Here is a 17,745-nt window from a genome sequence, read left to right as displayed (position 1 = left end):
CAATAAGAGAAAGGTCGAGTGAGTATGGAGACGAAACGTTTATACCGATCAGTAAAGAATAAGGTAATTTGCGGCGTGTGCGGCGGCATCGGAGAGTATTTTAATGTGGACCCGGTTATTATAAGGCTTATATGGGTAATTCTGATGTTCTTCCAGCCATGGCGTCATATGTTCCATTCGTTTGCAGGATTTTCCCTCATCGGCGGCAGTTTAGTCGTTTATTTCATCGCGGCAGTGATTATACCGCGGGCACCCTCAGATGACGGAAGCCGTTAAAGGCCGTTCGGATCTGACTGAATGAGAAGATAGGAGTGGGAATATGGTTTTTAACACAGGTGCAGCCCTCCTTGACGCGATCGTACTGGCGGTTGTGTCAAAGGAACAGGAAGGGACTTACGGATATAAAATCACACAGGATGTGAGGAGTGTCATCGACATTTCGGAATCGACCCTTTACCCGGTGCTTCGCAGGCTTCAGAAAGAAGAGTGCCTGGAAGTCTACGATATGGCTATCGACGGCAGAAACCGCAGATATTATAAGATTACGGAAAAGGGAAGAGTACAGCTGAATTTGTACAAAGGTGAGTGGGCAGGCTACTCCCGGAAGATATCTCAAATCTTTGAGGAGGCATTAATATGAACAGGGAAGAGTTTATGAAGGAGCTGGAATATCTGCTTTCCGATATTCCGGATGAAGATAAGGCGGAGGCCATCGGCTACTACAGAGATTATCTGGAGGAAGCCGGAGATGAGAATGAGGAAGCTGCTATTAAGGAATTTGGAAGCCCGGAGCGCATCGCGGCGATTATCCGTTCCGATCTGTCCGGGCATTTGGAAGACGGCGGGGAGTTCACGGAGAAAGGGTATCAGGATGAACGGTTCCGCGACCCGAATTACCAGGTGGCGAAGCGGTATGACCTGCCGGACGCCGTGGAAGGACAGAAGACAGAGGAACATGAGGAAAAGAGAGAGAATCAGCCGAGAACCAACAGGACGGTGAAGATCATCCTGTGGATTATCTTAATCATTGTGGCGTCTCCGGTCCTGTTTGGAATCGGCGGCGGGCTGGTCGGGATGTTCGGCGGCCTCTTCGGACTGCTGGTAGCTGCTGTAGTGCTCGTGGGCGTCCTTACCGGAGTGCTGTTTATCTGTGGGATTGCACTGCTCATAGTGGGCATCGTGTCGATGGTGATTCATCCCTTAAGCGGGATACTGGTTATCGGCATTTCCGTACTGACGCTGGGATTTGCCTTTGCATGTCTGGCTTTATGCGGAGTGTTTTACGGTAAGTTTCTGCCGTTTCTGTTCCGGTCGATTGTGAACGGAATCAGTGGTTTACTCTATGGAAGGAGGAGTCGCTCATGAAGAATTTTACGAAGGCATGCCTGATAGCAGGCGGCGTCTGCATTCTGATCGGAGGTGGGATTACCACTGTGGCGGCCGCCATGGGCGGCAGACTGTCGGATGTGTCTGCTTACCATTACAGCTGGCTCGGCCGTGATATCGCCGACGGTATTACCCGTGACATCAGGTCGGGGATGGACGATCTCAGCCGCGACCTGTCGGATAGTTTCGACGACAGCTTTGACGAGCTGGGCCGCGAATTTGATGATATCGGCCGCAGCATCCATGACAGGCTGGATGATGGGGTATTAAACGAGAGTGCATTTTCTGAGATTTACGCCAGGAAGCTGGATCTGGAGGTTCGAAGAGGAAAGGCCGTTATCGTATATGATGCTCCGGCGGATAAGATTGTTGTCTCCAGTGAGGAAGATATGGCACGCTGGAATGTCTACAGCGAAGAGGATGAACTGAAGGTAACGGTTGGGTCCAAGTCCTGGGATTCCCATGATTATAAAGATACGGTGATATATATTCACGTTCCGGCAGATTACCGCTTCGAGGAGGTCGAACTGAAGGTCAAGGCCCAGAGTAACAACAAGGTCATCAACAGCGATAATGGTCCTGCCATTGTGGCGGAAGGCTTGAAGGCCGGCAAGATAGAGATCGACGCATCTGTCGGCGCAGTAAGAGTGACCGGAGCTGACACGGGAAAGCTGGAGGTTGATTCCGATGTGGGAGCCGTGCAGTTTGAAGGAAAGGTAGACGGCGATGTGGACACGGAATGCAGCGTCGGCGCTGTTAAACTCGACCTGGCCGGAGCGAAGGCAGACTTTAACTACGAGATCAAGTGCAAGGTAGGCAGCATTACCGTTGACGGCGAGGGCTTTTCCGGTCTGTCCAAGGAAAGAAAGATCAATAACGGGGTAGTCAAAAAGATGGAACTGGACTGCAACACAGGCGCGATTGAAGTTAAATTTCACTGATAAAATGGAAAACATAGAGAGAACAGAGAGGAGATTCGAAGATGGATGACAGAGAGACAAGAAGATTATATCGTTCTGATACAGATAAGATGATTTGCGGCGTATGCGGAGGAATCGGTGAGTATTTTAACGTTGACGCCACGCTGATCCGGCTCTTATGGGCTGTGCTGGCCTGTTCCGGCACGGGCGTTGTGGCCTATTTCATCGCGGCGATCATTATTCCCCGCAGATAGGAATTACGCGGATACGATTACCATTCCGGCTCCGGCTGCTTTTGCGGCCCGGAGCTTTTTTTCATTTCATAGGAACGTTCGTCCCATGAAATAAAAACCCTCCGGACTCTTTATTCTAAACTGAACCATTTTATCCCCTGGAGGCTCTTATATACAGGTGCACCAAAAACGGAAGGGAGAGAAGCGATGAACGAAACCCGTCCGAGGCGCCCTGCGAACAGGTGATCCGGCAGGAAGAAAAGGACCGGGTCTATGAGGCCGTATGCGCCCTGGACAGAAAGCAGAAGACCGTGGTCATCTTTTATTACTATCAGCAGCTGACGACGAGAGAGATCGCGGATATTCTGGGCTGTATGGAAGGAACGGTTAAATCGCGGCTTCATACGGCCAGGAAAAAACTTTCAAAGGCTCTTGAAGACTTGGGATGGCAAGAGGAGGAGAAAATATGGACGAAAAAAAACTGGAATCTCTGATTACGGAAACACTCGCTGAGAGGGCAGAGCGCCTTTCTGTATCTCCTGAAGTAAAGCAGCTTGTGAGACAGAAAATTTCTGAGGAAAAAAGGAGAAAACGAATATGAAACATCGGATCAGCGGAAAAATAGTAATTCTCGCGGCGGCCCTGTGCCTGCTTGGAACCATGGGTGCGGTGGCGGCAGGAAGGGCAGCTGGACTTGTCAGCCATTCCGATGGGAACGATCCGGTCTATGGAAGCTACGGGGAACTGAGAAGTAATGTGAAGCAGGATCTGGGATATTCCGTAAAAACGGTGGATTCGCTGGGAGAAGGATGGGATTTCCGGAGGGCTTCCATTGGGAGCGTGCAGGCTCAGGATGAGACGGGAAATGTGATCGGCACGTATCTGAACCTGAAGGTCTGTTACGGCGCCTCTAAGAAGGAGGCGGTCAGCCTGATCGTCAGACGGCCGGGAAGCCTCGTCAGCGAAGAGGTGAGGCAGCCTGACGCGGCAGGGGAACATGAGGGAATCGAACTCCGCTATTACTGTGACAGGTACAAATTCCTTCCGGTTGGAACCGAGATATCCGAGGAAGACAGGCTGGCCGAGGAACGGGGAGAACTGTTCCTTTCCTATGGGTCCGATCAGACAGAGATAAACGATTACTATACCGTATCGTGGAAGGACGATGGAATCAGCTACTCCATCATGTCCTTGGATCGGAGCTTTACTGCAGATGAGATGTTTGCAATGGCGGCGGAAGTCATTGATGGGAAATAATCGTAGTTTCCCTGTCTGCCGCAGCGCCTGACGGTTCGGGGTTCAGCAGGACAGAAGTCTCAAAGACGCCGTCTTCATACCGGAACCGGGTGATACCGTGGTACTGGTCTGCGATGTGGCGTACAGACATGGTACCGATGCCTTCCCCGGCGTGATGAGAGGAGAGGAAGACTCCGTTCTCTTCCCGGATCTCCCCGGAGTAGGAGTTGACGACAGACAGTGTGACCATGGAGCGGCCCGCCATTCCCAGCTTCATGCGGATAAAGCGTTCCCCTTCCGTCTGCCGGAGGCATGCCTCCACGGCATTGGACAGCAAATTCCCCAGAATAGTGCAGAAGTCTACCTCAGGAACTGTCAGAAGGGAGGGAAGCTGGATCTCGATGAAGACGGTGACCCCGCTGCTGACGGCTGTGTTTTCATAATAGCTGATGATGGAATTGACCGCATGATTGTCACAGTACTGTTTCAGGGCGTAGCTGTCGGTCTGTTTTAAAAACTCTTCAATGTAGCGGAGGCATCCTTCATAGTCCCTCCGCTCAGCGTATCCCCGCATGGCCAGCAGATGGTGACGGAGATCGTGACGGGCCTTCCGTGTCCCCTCAATGTTGTCCTGCAGAAGGCTGTACTGCTTCTTCTCCATCTCTGTCAGCAGTTCGGCGGTATGAAGCTTTTCCCGCAGAACGATGTTCTGGGAGGTCTCCGACAGCAGCCGGAAGATGCAGAGCTGGCAGAAAAACATACCCGGATACCAGACCAGGGGAAACAGCAGCATGGAATTCTTATTTCCGGTCTCAATGGCGGTATAGTATGGATTGATGCCGAGCCGGTAGAGAAAGAAAAAGGACACGGGAATAATCCATAAATAGTTCCAGATATTCATGCTTTTTGTGCTGGCGATGGCCGGATGGATACACACCTTGAAGAAGTGGTAGAGTACCGGTACAAGGAGAATATAGACAGTCAGGCGGCACAAAAAACCGGTGGCGGTCTGGCTGCCGGAAAAGGAAGCTGAATGCCAGATCACACTCACCAGGTCGGAGATCATATTGGTTCCATCCAGATAGTTGCGCGCCGCAAACACCATGAAGATGGTGACGAATATACTTTCGCGAAAAAGCCAGGACAGAAATAGGATGATGACTGCCAGGCTGTAGATGGAATATAAGGTCTTAAATGAGTCTCCGCCCCCAAACAGGGGACGGAGCAGAAAGTAAGAACCGGTCGTAACAAAGAATAAAAGAACCAGAATAAAAAAGCTCCGTACGCCGTTTACCCGTAAACGGCCCCGGAAGAACAGCAGGATACAGAAAATAATCGTCAAAAGTTCAAGCCCGACGGATAAGATGGAAAAAGGGAACTCCATTATACGCCTCCGCTCAGCCGCAGAAACTGATAGTCCGCGTAGCGCTGGTGAATTTCCTGACGGTTCTTCCGCGTAATCGGCACACGCTCATCGGTATCCATGATAAAGTCATTTTTTTCTAAAGAGATCACCCGGTCCATGTTGACGATGCAGTTTCTGTAACAGCAGAGAAACTGGGGATAACAGAGAAGACAGGGTGAAAATGTCTCAAATTTCATGTAGGAACGGATCGTTCTCGTTTTGGTGTGAATCTGAATATAGTGATTAAAGTAATCTGTAAATATAATATCATCGAGCCGTATCTTAATCATGGTCCGGCTTTCCTTCACTTCTATGTACCGCGCGTGGCTGCGCATGGACCGTTCGCAGTATTTTAGCGTGTCTTTAAATTTCTCATAGGAAAAGGGCTTTACAAGATAATCAGAAACCCGCAGTTCAAATCCCCTGACTGCAAAGTCACTGCTGTTGGTAGTAAAGACCATCAGGCAGTCCGCATCGCTGTTTCTTACCTTCTCCGCGATCTCCAGTCCATTGATTCCATCTAAAAAAATGTCGATAAAAAGCAGATCATAAGCCCCCGGCCTCCAGCATTCCATAAACTGTTCACCGTTTTCAAATAGGTCGATCTGCCTGTATATGGGATTCCCTGAATAATATTCCTTAATATAGCCGGATAACTGTTCCCTCTGTGCTGAAGAGTCATCTATGACTGCAATACGCAATGTTATCACTCTCCTTCGTTCATATAGCATACCTATAAAATTATATCATATTATCGACAGACCTGCTGGAAAGATTGGGTAAAAACAGGATAAATACAGTAAACTATAGTATATTTTGGTAAAATGTGTCATTAGTGCTGTCGAAAATTGACATATGGGGCCGCCGCCCCATCCTGCAAATCAGAAAACCCTCCGGTCCGGATGTTTAAGGGGTCTCATAACGGGCATACTCTCCTTAGATTCGAGAAAGGAGCAAGCCTGTAATCATGTCAAAAGGAAAAAAGAACGAACCATTCGATCCTCATAATTTAAAACCAGAGGAAATACTTAAATTCGAAATTGCCACGGAGTTAGGTCTCAGTGACAAAGTAATCAACGGCGGCTGGCGTTCCCTCACCGCGAAAGAAAGCGGCCGCATCGGCGGTCTCATTACGAAACGCAAACGCGAATTAAAACAAGAGGCTTTAGAAGAAAAGTAAGAACTGCGCGACAGCGCTTAAGGAGAGGGGAAGGGAGACCGGAGCTGACAAACAGACGGTTTCCCCTCCCCTCTCCTCAAGCTATGTGGCTAAGAATTGGCTTTGTAAGGGGAAAAGCCATAGGGGACTCCCTGTTTAAAAAAACTTGCCACCCCCCTCGCTATCCATTATAATATACGGGAAAGAGGATACAGCGATGGAAGAGAAAAAGTTGAGAAGTGGTTTTACCACGGGTACGTGTGCGGCCTGTGCGGCGAAGGCTGCCGCGGTTATGCTGCTGCAGCGGGAAGCGGTGGAGTGTGTCCAGGTGATGACGCCGGGAGGAACCCGGGCGGAGCTGTTGCTGCATGATGCGGAACGGACAGAACATTCGGCCGTGTGCGCCGTCAGAAAAGACGCGGGAGATGACCCGGATGTAACGGATAAGGCTTTGATTTATGCTTCGGTAGAGTACATAACAGACAGCGGTGACCCGGATATGTGTTACCGGAACAATCATATTTTCTTAACCGGAGGCCCTGGGGTCGGGATTGTTACGAAGCCGGGCCTTGCGTGTCCTGTGGGGCTTCATGCCATCAATCCGGTACCCAGAAAGATGATCTTTGAAGAAGTGGAGGCGGTGGCGCGAAGCGCAGGCTGCGAAGGACGCCTCCTTGTCCGAATATGGATTCCGGAGGGGGAGCGTCTGGCTCTCAGCACCTTTAACCCAAAGCTAGGAATCGAGGGCGGGATTTCTGTGCTCGGAACCAGCGGGATCGTGGAGCCGATGAGTGAGGCCGCTTTAAGAGCCACCATTCAGCTGGAACTCCATATGAAGGCCGTGGCAGGGCAGCGGGAAGTGATCTTAACCCCCGGAAATTACGGGGAGAATTTTTTGAAGGAGACATTAAATCTCTCCCTGGCCCAGGGGATCCAGTGCAGCAATTTCGTACAGGATTCCGTGAAAATGGCGGCGGACGAGGGGATGAACGGTCTTCTTTTTGTCGGCCACGTCGGAAAACTGATCAAGGTGGCCGGCGGTGTCGGAAATACGCATTCGAAGTACGGGGACAGGCGTATGGGAATTATGTGGGACTGTGCCCGGATACACTGTGAGGAGATGGCGGAGAGTGACAGGAACCGGTTGAAAGACCAGGTGCTCGCATCCAATACGACGGAGGAGGCGGTAATCTGGCTGGAAAAGGCCGGAGTCCTGAAAACGGCGATGATGACTGCGGTGGAACGGATGAAGCAGTACGTAGAAGAGTGGAGCGGGAGAACCGTGTGCGCCGAGGTGGTGACATTTACGAACAGATACGGTATACTTGGTATGACCTGCGGGGCAGAGAACATGATTGAGGCATTTCGCATTCGGGAAGAAGCAAACGAAATGCAGAAAGAATAGAAGAGAGAACAAGGACAGAAGAGAAAACAAGAATAGAAGAGAAAACAAGAACAGGAGAGACAATCATGTCTGGAATTCTATACGGAATCGGAGTCGGTCCGGGAGACCCGGAATTAATGACCATAAAAGCAGCAAAGCAGATAAAGGAATGTGCGGTGATCGCCATTCCACACAGGGAAAAGGAACTGTGTACAGCTTACCAGATCGCGCGTCAGGCGGTGCCGGAGATTGAGGAGAAAGAGTGCCTCTACCTCCCCATGCCGATGACAAAGGATAAAAAAGTGCTGGATGAAAGCCATGATCTGGCGGCCAGCGCTGTGATGGAACGGCTGGACAGAGGGGAGGATGTGGGCTTCATCACACTGGGTGATGTGAGCATCTACTCGACCTGCAGCTATCTGCTGGAGCGCCTGTGGAGCAAAGGGTATGCGACGAGGCTGGAATGCGGGATTCCCTCCTTTTCAGCGGCGGCGGCCAGGCTTGGCATGCCGCTGGTGTCCGGAGCGGAGGAGCTGCATGTGATACCGGCTACGTACCAGGTGAAGGAAGCGCTTAAGCTTCCAGGCGTCAAGGTGCTTATGAAGACGGGAAAACAGATGAAGGCAGTCAAGGAAGAGATCCGCAAATGCGGGGCCAGTGCCGTTATGGTGGAAAACTGCGGCATGGCCGATGAACGGATTTTTATGTCCCTGGAGGAAATTCCGGATGAGCCGGGATATTATTCACTGTTGATTGTGAGGTAGAGATGGTACATATCGTAGGAGCAGGTCCGGGAGCACCGGATCTTATTACCGTCCGTGGGAAGGAACTGATCTCACAGGCGGATACAATCATTTACGCAGGCTCGCTGGTAAATCCGGCGCTGCTGGAATACAGAAAAGAAGGCTGCCGCGTGTTAAACAGCGCGTATATGACGCTCGATCAGGTGGTAGAGGCGGTCCGTGAGACCGAGGCAGAGGGAAAGATGACTGTCCGCCTGCACACGGGGGACCCCTGCATCTATGGGGCGATCCGGGAACAGATGGATGAATTTGACCGTTTGGGGATATCCTGTCAAGTCTGCCCGGGAGTCAGTTCCTTCTGTGGAGCCGCCGCAGCCTTGAATATGGAATACACGCTTCCGGAGATATCCCAGAGCGTGGTGATCACCAGGATGGCAGGGCGGACTCCGGTTCCGGAGCGGGAATCCATCGCTTCATTTGCGGCGCATGGGGCGACCATGGTCCTGTTCTTAAGCTCAGGCATGGTGGCAGAGCTGGCGGCTGAGCTGATGCGCGGCGGATACGGCGCGGACACTCCGGCGGCCATCGTCTACCGGGCTACCTGGGATGATGAGAAGAAGGTCATCTGCACGGTGGGAACGCTGGCAGAGCGGGCGGCCGGGGAGCAGATCAGGAAAACAGCCCTGATCATCGTGGGAAACGCGGTGAGCCAGAGCGGATATGCCCTTTCGAAGCTGTATGATTCGGGGTTTACGACGGAATACAGGCAGGGAAGTGATACTGAGGGGAAAGAGAGGAAATGATGAGGCTTTCGCTGATTTGTTTTACAGGAGCGGGGGCGAAGCTTGGCGCCCGGCTGTTGAAGGAACTGAAACGGAACGGCCATGAATGCCGTGGGTTCGTGCTGGAGAAGTTTTTGAATCCGTTTCACGAGACAAATGGTCTGGAACCCTTAAAATCCAGCCTTCAGGAATGGACCGGGAACCAGTTTGAGACGCGGGAGGGGCTGATTTTCATCGGGGCCGCAGGGATCGCCGTCAGGGCCATTGCACCGTGGGTAAAGGACAAGAGGACAGATCCGGCCGTTGTGGTCATCGATGATAGCGGCCGTTTTTCCATTTCCCTTCTGTCAGGCCATTTGGGAGGTGCCAATGGGCTGGCGGAAGAGACGGCGAAGCTGACGGGAGGAATCCCCGTCATCACCACAGCCACGGATATCCATGGCCGCTTTGCGGTAGATAATTTTGCAAAGGAGCAGGGGCTTTGGATCTCGGATATGAAGACGGCAAAGGCGGTGTCCGCCGATGTCCTGGCCGGTGAGCCGGTGGGATTTTTCAGCGATTTCCCCGCAGCGGGAAGAGTGCCGGAGGGCTTTACCCAGAAGGAAAGCTGTAAAAGAAATGTCTGGATTACGGTGAAGCGTTATCCGGAGAACCATGACAGCTTATGCGGCCGCGCTCCGGCGCGTGAGTCCGGCGGGCCGGACTCTTTTTCGAAGCTGTACCTGCCGGAAGGCGGGGAGGTGCTCCGGCTGGTACCGCGGATTGTGATCCTGGGAATCGGCTGTAAGAGGGGCACGGAAAAAGAAAGAATAGAAGCAGCCGTGGAGGAGGCATTACGCCGGTGGAACATCGAGCCGGAGAGTGCGGCCGCCGTGGCGACAATCGATATAAAGAAAGAGGAAGCCGGACTCCTTTCCTATGTAAGGGAGCATGGCCTCTCCTTTCAAACGTATCCGGCCGAACGGCTGCTGCAGGCGGAGGGGGAATTCTCCCCGTCTTCTTTTGTTAAGGAGATCACAGGCGTGGACAACGTCTGCGAGCGGGCCGCTGTAAGCCTTGTAGAGGACTTAGGCGGAGGAAGACTGATGATGAGAAAACAGGCGGGCGGCGGCGTCACGGTGGCGGCCGCGGTCCGGGATTGGAAGGTGAAGCTGTGAAGCAGACAGGAAAACTATATGTGGTGGGAATCGGACCGGGTTCCTACGAACATATGACGATAAAGGCGGTTCGCGCCATGGAAGAGAGCCAGGTGGTGGTCGGATATACGGTGTATGCGGATTTGATGCGGGAACATTTTCCCGGAAAAGAGTGGATCACCACGCCTATGAGGCAGGAGACAGAACGGTGCCGTATGGCAATCGAGAAGGCGGAGGCCGGCATAACGGTGGCGCTGATCTGCAGCGGGGATGCCGGTGTGTACGGGATGAGCGGCCTTATTCTGGAACTGGTGGGAGAATCGGATTCCCCGATCGTGGAGGTGATTCCCGGAGTGACGGCGGCGTTAAGCGGCGGCGCCTTGCTCGGCGCGCCTCTGGGGCACGATTTTGCCGTGATCAGCTTAAGCGATTTACTGACTCCGATGGAGCTGATCGAGGACAGGCTTTTGCACGCGGCAAAGGCGGATCTGGCCATATGCCTCTATAATCCCTCCAGCCGGAAGCGGTCGGATTACTTAAGACGGGCGTGTGACATCATGCTCACCGCCAAGAAGCCGGAAACGGTCTGCGGCATTGCAATGAATATCGGCCGGGAAGGGGAGTCCGTGGAGCTTATGACGCTTTCCGAATTAAGAGACACATCCACCGACATGTTTACCACCGTGTTCATCGGCAATGAGAAGACAAAGGCGGTAAACGGGAGGATGGTAACGCCGAGAGGATACCGGAATGTGTAGGATTTTAATCTTCGGAGGCACTACGGAAGGCCGTCTTCTTGCCGAATACTGCCACCAGCAGGAAATAGAGGCGTACGTCAGCGTTGTCAGCGGTTACGGTGCGGATCTGCTTCCGGAAAGTGAATCTCTCCATGTGCTTTCGGGCCGCATGGCCGGTGATGCGATGGAAGGCTTCATGAAGCGGGCATCCATCCGCGCCGTCTTTGACGCGACCCATCCGTATGCCGCGGAGGCAACCAGAAATATAAAAGAAGCCTGCGGCCGCGCCGGGGTCTCCTATCTGCGGGTGACGCGGGAGTCTGCCGCAGCGGAGAGCCCCGGAGGTGACAGCGGCAAAGGCTCAGCCGCAGCATTTGCATCTCAAGTCGTATACGTGCATTCCGTAGAGGAAGCAGTCTGTTACTTGAAGGACAGGGAGGGAGACATCCTCGTGACTACGGGGAGCAAGGAACTTGCCGCCTATACAGCGCTTCCGGGATATGAGGAAAGGCTTTATGTGCGGGTTCTTCCCTCCTGCGCCGCCATATCCGCCTGCGAAGACATCGGAATAAGAGGAAAACGCATCATCGCCATGCAGGGTCCGTTTTCCGAAGAAATGAACCGGGCCATGATGCGGCAGCTGGGAGTCCGCTATCTGGTGACAAAGGAAGCAGGGACAGCGGGAGGCTTTTTAGAGAAGCTCTCCGCAGCGGAAGCACTTTCCGTGACAGCGGTTGTGATTGGAAGACCGTTGGAGGAGGGAGACGGAATTACATTGGACGCGGCGAAAATACTCCTGAAAGAAGCGGGAACCGTATCCGCCAAACGGAAGCTTTCTCTCATCGGGACAGGGATGGGAGGCCCGGGCCAGATGACGCTTGCAGCCGCTGAGGCGCTGAAACGATGCGATGTCTTATTTGGCGCCAGACGCATGACGGACGCGGCGGAGACGCTGGGAGAAGCGGCGTCGAAAATCCTGCGGGTTCCGATTTACGGGAACCGTGAAATCCTGGAATGGCTTGAGAGCCATCCGGAGCATAAAAGAGCCGGTGTCCTGTATTCCGGCGATACGGGGTTTTACAGCGGCGCGTCCGGTATGGGCGCCGTGCTTTCGGAAAAACCGTACTGCGATTCCTATGAATTCACCATTTACCCGGGGATATCGTCCGTGTCGTACTTATGTGCCAAAATGGGACGAAGCTGGGAGCATGTGAAACTGATCAGTCTGCACGGGCGGGACTGCGACGCGGCCCAGGCGCTGGCCCAGAATCCGGCGGTATTTACGCTGCTGGGCGGGGTGCACACGGTAAAGGAACTCTGTGAGCAGCTTTTGAGAGCCGGGCTTACCGACGTGAGAATCACTGCGGGAGAGCGGCTCTCCTATGCCGATGAGCGGATTGTGACCGGAACGCCGGACCAGCTTGCAGCCATGGAATTTACAAGCCTGGCTGTGGTTCTGATGGAACGGAACGAAGAGAGTGAGGGTGTCAGATGAGAGACGAATGGTTTATCCGGGGAGAGGTCCCCATGACGAAGAGCGAGGTTCGTGCCGTTTCGGTGGAGAAGCTGGAGCTTTCGCCCGATTCGGTCCTCTTTGATATCGGAGCGGGGACCGGTTCCGTGTCGGTGGAGGCCGCGGCTTTTATGCCGGAAGGCACAGTCTATGCGGTCGAGAAGAAGCGGGAGGCCGTGGAGCTGCTGGAGAAAAACAGGAAAAAGTTTCAGGCGGAGCAGATTCGAATCATAGAAGGCGCGGCCCCGGAGGCTTTAGAGGGTCTGGAGGCGCCTACTCATGCATTTCTGGGAGGCACCTCCGGCAAAATGGCAGATATTCTTTCTCTGCTGCTGGCAAAGAATCCAGAGGTCCGGGTGGTGGTGAATGCGATCACGCTGGAATCCGTTTCGAAGGTGATGGAATGGACCGCCGCCCGCGGGATCGAGGCCGATATCGTTCTGGTGTCAGTTTCACGGGCGAAGGCGGCGGGCCGGGTCCACATGATGATGGCTCAGAACCCTGTTTATGTGATTTCCTTTGGGGGGAGAGAGACAGGGGGCGTGAAAGCGGCAAAGCAAGCGGTGACAGCCGAAGAGGCCTCCGGCTCAGAAACCGCATATCCGCGTTTGATGCTTGCCGCACCCAAGAGCGGCAGCGGAAAAACGATGATGACCTGCGGACTGCTGGCTGCATGGAAAAAGCGGGAGATAGAATGCCGGGCGTTTAAGTGCGGGCCGGACTACATCGATCCCATGTTTCACAAATACGTACTGGGAATCGACGGTGGAAATCTGGATACCTTTTTCCTGCCTGATGAAGAGGTGCGAAATCAGTTTAAGGATCTGGCAGCCGGTGCTGACCTTTCGGTGGTGGAAGGCGTGATGGGATATTACGACGGTGTCGGAGGAAATGACACTTGGGCCAGCTCCTACGACACGGCCCGCGCTCTTGACGCGCCCGTCGTACTGGTTCTGGACTGCAAGGGAGCCTCGCTTTCCCTGGCGGCAGAAATAAAAGGATTTCTGGAATATAGAAAAGACAGCCGTATACGCGGCGTTATCCTAAACAGGATCTCTCCGGTGATGGCGGAGCGTCTCGTGCCGGAGATCGAAAAGCTGGGAATTTCCGTGTTCGGCTATCTGCCGGAATGCGACGCGGCAAAAGTAACCAGCCGTCATCTCGGACTTGTGATTCCGGAGGAGTCCAAAGCCCTGCGGGAGCGGCTGGAACTGCTGGCTTTGGAGATGGAGAAGACCGTGGATGTGGAAGGGCTTTTACGTCTGGCAGGCGGTGCCGGGGAATTGAAGGACGACGGTGAAGCGGCGGAGGGCAGTGCGGAAGCCGTAATCGCCATTGAAGCACCCGGAACGGAACGCATCCGGATCGGTATCGCCAGAGACGAGGCTTTCTGTTTTTACTATCAGGAAAATATAAAGCTTTTTGAGAGTCTGGGAGCCGAGTTCGTGGAATTTGATCCCATGCGGGACGAGCATCTGCCAAAGGAAATTGCCGGGCTGATGCTCGGCGGCGGTTACCCGGAACTCTATGCCGAAAGATTGTCGGCCAACGGCTCCCTTTTAAGAGAAATAAATGAAGCGGCGGCCGGGGGAATGCCCATACTTGCGGAGTGCGGCGGTTTCCTCTATCTACATGAGGAGCTGGAGACGAAGGAGGGGGAGGTCTTTCCCATGGCGGGAGTCATTGCAGGACGGGCATTTCCAACCGGAAAACTGTCCCGATTCGGATACATCGGGCTCGTGCCCTATGGGGACACCCCGCTTTTGAAAGAAGGGGAAGAGATCCGCGGCCATGAATTCCACTACTGGGACAGCACGGCCTGCGGCAATGCAATGAAGGCCGTGAAACCAGGCGGAAAGAGAAGCTGGGACTGCATTCATGCAGATGGCGGTCTGCTGGCCGGTTTCCCCCATCTTTATTATCCATCGAATCCATCTGCCGCAGAGCGGTGGCTGGAGCTTTGCAGGAAAGGAACTTAAGTCATGACAGAAGAATTAAACATACGGCGGGGTGTCTCAGAGGACATTCCCGAACTGGTGCGGCTATACGACGAGACGGTCGGGCATCTGGAAAGCCATGTCAACTATCCGGGCTGGAAAAAGGGAGTCTATCCCGGAAGGGATGCGGCGGAAGAGGGTGTGGAGACAGGCACACTCTATGTGGCGGAGACTAAAGGCCGCATCATCGGTTCCATCATATTAAATGGAAAGCAGGAGGCCGCATACAACGGTGTCTCCTGGGGCGTGGAGGCGGAGCCGGATGAGGTAATGGTGATCCATACATTTCTCGTTCACCCGGATTTCCGTAAATCAGGCGCGGGGAAATTTCTGATGGAGTTTGCGGAATTACAGGCCCTGAGGGAAGGAAAGAAGACGATCCGCCTTGACGTATATGAGAAAAATGAACCCGCAGTCCGGCTCTATGAGCGGCAGGGATACCGCTATGTGGCGACTGTGGATCTGGGACTGGGCTCCTGGGGCCTTCCGTGGTTTAAACTCTATGAGAGAACGGCAGAAGAATGCTTAAACGGGGTGTTGTCCAGGATATCCCCTCTTTCGTCAGATGCCATGGAACTGGCCTCTCTCACATGGAGCCATGTGGCGAAGCCGCTCTATAGCCTGGGGATTCTCGAAGAGGACGTGATAAAGATCGCCGGAATATCAGAGACCCAGCATGTTGATATCGGTAAACGGGCGCTGATTATCATGTGCAGTGATAACGGCATTGTAGAAGAAGGTGTAACGCAGACCGGACAGGAAGTCACTGCCGTGGTAACTGAAAATATGACGGATGGAAACAGCAGTGTCTGCCTCATGGCTGACCGGGCGGGAGTGGACGTGTTTCCGGTGGATATCGGAGCCTCCAGAGATTTGCGTTCCGGCGCCAGGAACCCGCTGATACGGAAAAAACTGGCTTATGGAACAAAGAATTTCCATAAAGAACCGGCCATGACCCGGGAAACCGCTGTAGCGGCCATTGCCGCGGGAATTAGCGTGGCTGGAGAGCTGAAGGAAAAAGGGTACCGTCTGATCGCCACAGGAGAGATGGGGATAGGCAACACCACGACGAGCAGTGCCGTGGCGGCCATGCTGCTGGATCGTGATCCGGCTGAAATGACGGGCCGCGGGGCGGGACTGTCGGACGAGGGCCTGATGAAAAAAGTATCCGTTATCCGGGAAGCTGTAAAGCGGTACGGACCGGAATGCAGAGATGCCATCGATGTGATTGCCCATGTGGGAGGCTTAGATCTCGCCGGCCTTACCGGTGTCTTTTTAGGGGGCGCGGTCTACCGCATTCCCGTTCTGATCGACGGCTTTATCTCGGGTACTGCGGCGCTTGCCGCAGCAAAGCTGGCGCCGGCCGGCCGCGATTATATGCTGGCCACCCACGTTTCGGCGGAACCGGCGGGACGCCTGCTCCTGGATGAACTGGGCTTAAAACCATTTGTGGCGGCAGGGATGTGTCTGGGGGAGGGAACCGGCGCGGTTGCGTCCATCCCGCTTCTCGATATGGCGCTGGAGGTTTATACCAAAATGAGCACATTTCAGGATATTCAGATTGAGGAGTACAAGCCGCTGGCGCCTCAGAAAAATTCCGGGACGCAGTAGCAGTGCATCCCGGCACCACCAGGGCGTGCTGGTGCTCACAGCGAGGAGGAAGAGGATGGTAACACTGGTAACGGGAGGCAGCGGCAGCGGAAAATCGGCCTTTGCCGAGCAGGAGATTGTCAGACTGGGAAAACGGAGGCGGATCTACATTGCGACCATGAAGCCTTGGGATGAGGAGTGCAGACGCCGGATTGAACGTCACCGTCTGATGCGGGCAGATAAGCAGTTTGAGACTGTGGAGTGCTACCGCGGCTTAGAGCGGCTGAAGCTGCCTGCCGCGGGAAAATACGGAGAGCTGACCGGAGCAGCGGAGTATGCAGTTCTTTTGGAATGCCTCTCCAACCTGGTTTCCAATGAACTGTTTGGAACCGGGGAGGACGACTGCCCGGACAGCTTTTCCGCCGAATACGGCTCTGCGGTGGCGGATTCGGTAGTAGACGGAATTCTGAGTCTGAGAAGGAAAGTATCTGATCTCGTCATCGTGACCAACGAGGTATTTTCGGCCGGCGATTACCGCAAACAACCGGTCTGCATAAAATGGGACGAAAACGGGGAAAATCCGGATACCGGAGATCTTTGCGGCTGGGATGAATCCACGGCTCTCTATCTAAAGGTTCTGGGAGAAATCAACTGCCGCCTGGGAATGCTTGCAGACCGCGTCATCGAGGTGAGCGCAGGAATTCCCGTTGTAATTAAATAATCATGTCATACAGTTGTCGTGTTTACTGTGTTACACTCATAAAAAAGTAAGGAGGCAGCAGTATGACACCATTTGATTATAAAAAAGAGTATAAGGCATTGTATCTTCCGAAGGAGATGCCAGCCATCGTGGAGGTACCTTCCATGCAGTACGCGGCAGTGAGAGGACACGGAGATCCGAACGAGCCGGATGGGGAATACGGAAGGGCGGTTGCCGTTCTGTACGGGATTTCCTACACGATTAAGATGAGCTATAAGGGAAGCCGGAAGGTTGACGGCTTCTTCGAGTACGTCGTTCCGCCGCTGGAGGGCTTCTGGTGGATGGAAGGCGGCGCGCCGGGCGTCGATTACAGGAACAAGTCCCGATTTAACTGGATTTCCATAATCAGAGTGCCCGAATTCGTCACAGAGGAGGTATTTGCCTGGGCGAAGGAGGAGGCGCAGCGAAAAAAAGGGATCGATACGAGTCTTGCGGAGCTGATCACAGTTTCGGAGGGCCTGTGTGTCCAGTGTCTCCACATTGGAAGCTATAACGAGGAACCGGCCACCGTTGCAAAAATGGACCATTATATAAAGGAACAGGGCTATGAGAACGATATCTCTGATCGCAGGCGTCACCATGAGATATACTTAAGTGATCCGAGGAAGGTTTCACCGGAACGAATGAAAACTGTAATCAGGCATCCGGTGAGACCGAAGATTGATTAGAGCGTATCTAGTACAGCATTGCGCAAGTTCCGGTGAATTCTGCACTCGCTATTCACGCCAGGACCACGCCCACGAAGCTAGACGTAGGGTCCACTA

General features: G+C 53.6%; 20 protein-coding genes and 1 pseudogene. 19 read left to right on the top strand and 2 right to left on the bottom strand.

Annotation, left to right across the window (positions count from 1 at the left end):
• Positions 1 to 24: 24 nt before the first annotated feature.
• The 7 genes from M1L66_RS20405 to M1L66_RS20375 all read left to right on the top strand — a co-directional run bounded on the left by M1L66_RS20405 (position 25) and on the right by M1L66_RS20375 (position 3,796).
• Positions 25 to 276 carry a PspC domain-containing protein gene (locus tag M1L66_RS20405; RefSeq protein ID WP_002603475.1) on the top strand — a complete coding sequence of 84 codons (252 nt, stop codon included), beginning with the start codon at positions 25 to 27 and terminating at the stop codon, positions 274 to 276.
• A gap of 43 nt (positions 277 to 319) precedes the next feature.
• Positions 320 to 640, top strand: coding sequence for a PadR family transcriptional regulator (locus M1L66_RS20400; protein WP_002603476.1), 321 nt, complete (start codon positions 320 to 322; stop codon positions 638 to 640).
• The gene (locus M1L66_RS20395; RefSeq protein WP_055657104.1) at positions 637 to 1,365 is read left to right on the top strand and encodes an HAAS signaling domain-containing protein; all 729 of its coding nucleotides are present in this window, start codon (positions 637 to 639) and stop codon (positions 1,363 to 1,365) included. The genes M1L66_RS20400 and M1L66_RS20395 overlap by 4 nt, the downstream gene beginning before the upstream one ends.
• A complete protein-coding gene (locus M1L66_RS20390; protein WP_434687863.1) occupies positions 1,362 to 2,327 on the top strand; it encodes a hypothetical protein in 966 nt (321 codons plus the stop codon). The genes M1L66_RS20395 and M1L66_RS20390 overlap by 4 nt, the downstream gene beginning before the upstream one ends.
• A 41-nt stretch (positions 2,328 to 2,368) precedes the next feature.
• Positions 2,369 to 2,560, top strand: a complete 192-nt coding sequence (locus M1L66_RS20385; RefSeq protein WP_002603479.1) for a PspC domain-containing protein — start codon at positions 2,369 to 2,371, stop codon at positions 2,558 to 2,560.
• Between the two features lie 221 nt (positions 2,561 to 2,781).
• A complete protein-coding gene (locus tag M1L66_RS20380) occupies positions 2,782 to 3,033 on the top strand; it encodes an RNA polymerase sigma factor (RefSeq protein WP_434687860.1) in 252 nt (83 codons plus the stop codon).
• Positions 3,034 to 3,136: 103 nt separating this feature from the next.
• The gene (locus M1L66_RS20375) at positions 3,137 to 3,796 is read left to right on the top strand and encodes a hypothetical protein (protein WP_434687858.1); all 660 of its coding nucleotides are present in this window, start codon (positions 3,137 to 3,139) and stop codon (positions 3,794 to 3,796) included.
• Here the strand turns inward: M1L66_RS20375 and M1L66_RS20370 are convergent.
• Together M1L66_RS20370 and M1L66_RS20365 are read right to left on the bottom strand one after the other, a co-directional pair.
• Entirely contained in the window at positions 3,780 to 5,159 is a 1,380-nt protein-coding gene (locus tag M1L66_RS20370) for an ATP-binding protein (RefSeq protein ID WP_187019152.1), read from the bottom strand. The two genes, M1L66_RS20375 and M1L66_RS20370, sit on opposite strands and share 17 nt — an antisense overlap.
• Entirely contained in the window at positions 5,159 to 5,881 is a 723-nt protein-coding gene (locus M1L66_RS20365; RefSeq protein WP_187019154.1) for a LytR/AlgR family response regulator transcription factor, read from the bottom strand. The genes M1L66_RS20370 and M1L66_RS20365 overlap by 1 nt, the downstream gene beginning before the upstream one ends.
• Positions 5,882 to 6,147: 266 nt before the next feature.
• Between M1L66_RS20365 and M1L66_RS20360 the strand changes: the two genes are divergently transcribed.
• The 12 genes and pseudogenes from M1L66_RS20360 to M1L66_RS20305 all read left to right on the top strand — a co-directional run bounded on the left by M1L66_RS20360 (position 6,148) and on the right by M1L66_RS20305 (position 17,649).
• Positions 6,148 to 6,360 carry a small, acid-soluble spore protein, alpha/beta type gene (locus tag M1L66_RS20360; protein WP_002603484.1) on the top strand — a complete coding sequence of 71 codons (213 nt, stop codon included), beginning with the start codon at positions 6,148 to 6,150 and terminating at the stop codon, positions 6,358 to 6,360.
• Positions 6,361 to 6,556: 196 nt separating this feature from the next.
• Positions 6,557 to 7,744: a cobalt-precorrin-5B (C(1))-methyltransferase CbiD gene (cbiD, locus tag M1L66_RS20355; RefSeq protein ID WP_434687855.1), complete on the top strand. Its 1,188-nt coding sequence runs from the start codon at positions 6,557 to 6,559 to the stop codon at positions 7,742 to 7,744.
• Between the two features lie 65 nt (positions 7,745 to 7,809).
• Entirely contained in the window at positions 7,810 to 8,487 is a 678-nt protein-coding gene (gene cobI, locus M1L66_RS20350; protein ID WP_187019157.1) for a precorrin-2 C(20)-methyltransferase, read from the top strand.
• A gap of 2 nt (positions 8,488 to 8,489) precedes the next feature.
• On the top strand, positions 8,490 to 9,269 hold the full coding sequence (gene cobM, locus M1L66_RS20345; RefSeq protein ID WP_434687853.1) for a precorrin-4 C(11)-methyltransferase: 780 nt from the start codon (positions 8,490 to 8,492) through the stop codon (positions 9,267 to 9,269).
• Positions 9,266 to 10,405, top strand: a complete 1,140-nt coding sequence (locus tag M1L66_RS20340) for a cobalt-precorrin 5A hydrolase (RefSeq protein WP_434687851.1) — start codon at positions 9,266 to 9,268, stop codon at positions 10,403 to 10,405. The genes cobM and M1L66_RS20340 overlap by 4 nt, the downstream gene beginning before the upstream one ends.
• A complete protein-coding gene (gene cobJ / locus M1L66_RS20335; protein WP_434687849.1) occupies positions 10,402 to 11,142 on the top strand; it encodes a precorrin-3B C(17)-methyltransferase in 741 nt (246 codons plus the stop codon). The genes M1L66_RS20340 and cobJ overlap by 4 nt, the downstream gene beginning before the upstream one ends.
• The gene (gene cobK / locus M1L66_RS20330; RefSeq protein WP_434687847.1) at positions 11,135 to 12,616 is read left to right on the top strand and encodes a precorrin-6A reductase; all 1,482 of its coding nucleotides are present in this window, start codon (positions 11,135 to 11,137) and stop codon (positions 12,614 to 12,616) included. The genes cobJ and cobK overlap by 8 nt, the downstream gene beginning before the upstream one ends.
• Positions 12,613 to 14,613, top strand: coding sequence for a cobyrinate a,c-diamide synthase (locus M1L66_RS20325; RefSeq protein WP_243270156.1), 2,001 nt, complete (start codon positions 12,613 to 12,615; stop codon positions 14,611 to 14,613). The genes cobK and M1L66_RS20325 overlap by 4 nt, the downstream gene beginning before the upstream one ends.
• 3 nt (positions 14,614 to 14,616) lie before the next feature.
• A pseudogene (locus M1L66_RS20320) lies at positions 14,617 to 15,021 on the top strand (GNAT family N-acetyltransferase); the annotation flags it as partial.
• Positions 15,022 to 15,201: 180 nt separating this feature from the next.
• Positions 15,202 to 16,242, top strand: a complete 1,041-nt coding sequence (cobT, locus tag M1L66_RS20315; protein WP_434694290.1) for a nicotinate-nucleotide--dimethylbenzimidazole phosphoribosyltransferase — start codon at positions 15,202 to 15,204, stop codon at positions 16,240 to 16,242.
• A gap of 55 nt (positions 16,243 to 16,297) precedes the next feature.
• Positions 16,298 to 16,942, top strand: coding sequence for a bifunctional adenosylcobinamide kinase/adenosylcobinamide-phosphate guanylyltransferase (locus M1L66_RS20310; RefSeq protein ID WP_187019165.1), 645 nt, complete (start codon positions 16,298 to 16,300; stop codon positions 16,940 to 16,942).
• A gap of 62 nt (positions 16,943 to 17,004) precedes the next feature.
• Entirely contained in the window at positions 17,005 to 17,649 is a 645-nt protein-coding gene (locus tag M1L66_RS20305) for a GyrI-like domain-containing protein (protein ID WP_434687844.1), read from the top strand.
• Positions 17,650 to 17,745: the final 96 nt, after the last annotated feature.

It is taken from the genome of Hungatella sp. SB206, assembly GCF_051132295.1.
Classification (GTDB): domain Bacteria; phylum Bacillota; class Clostridia; order Lachnospirales; family Lachnospiraceae; genus Hungatella; species Hungatella effluvii.
The sequence above is the reverse complement of the archived record's forward strand: the minus strand, read 5'-3'. Positions and strand labels throughout refer to the sequence as shown.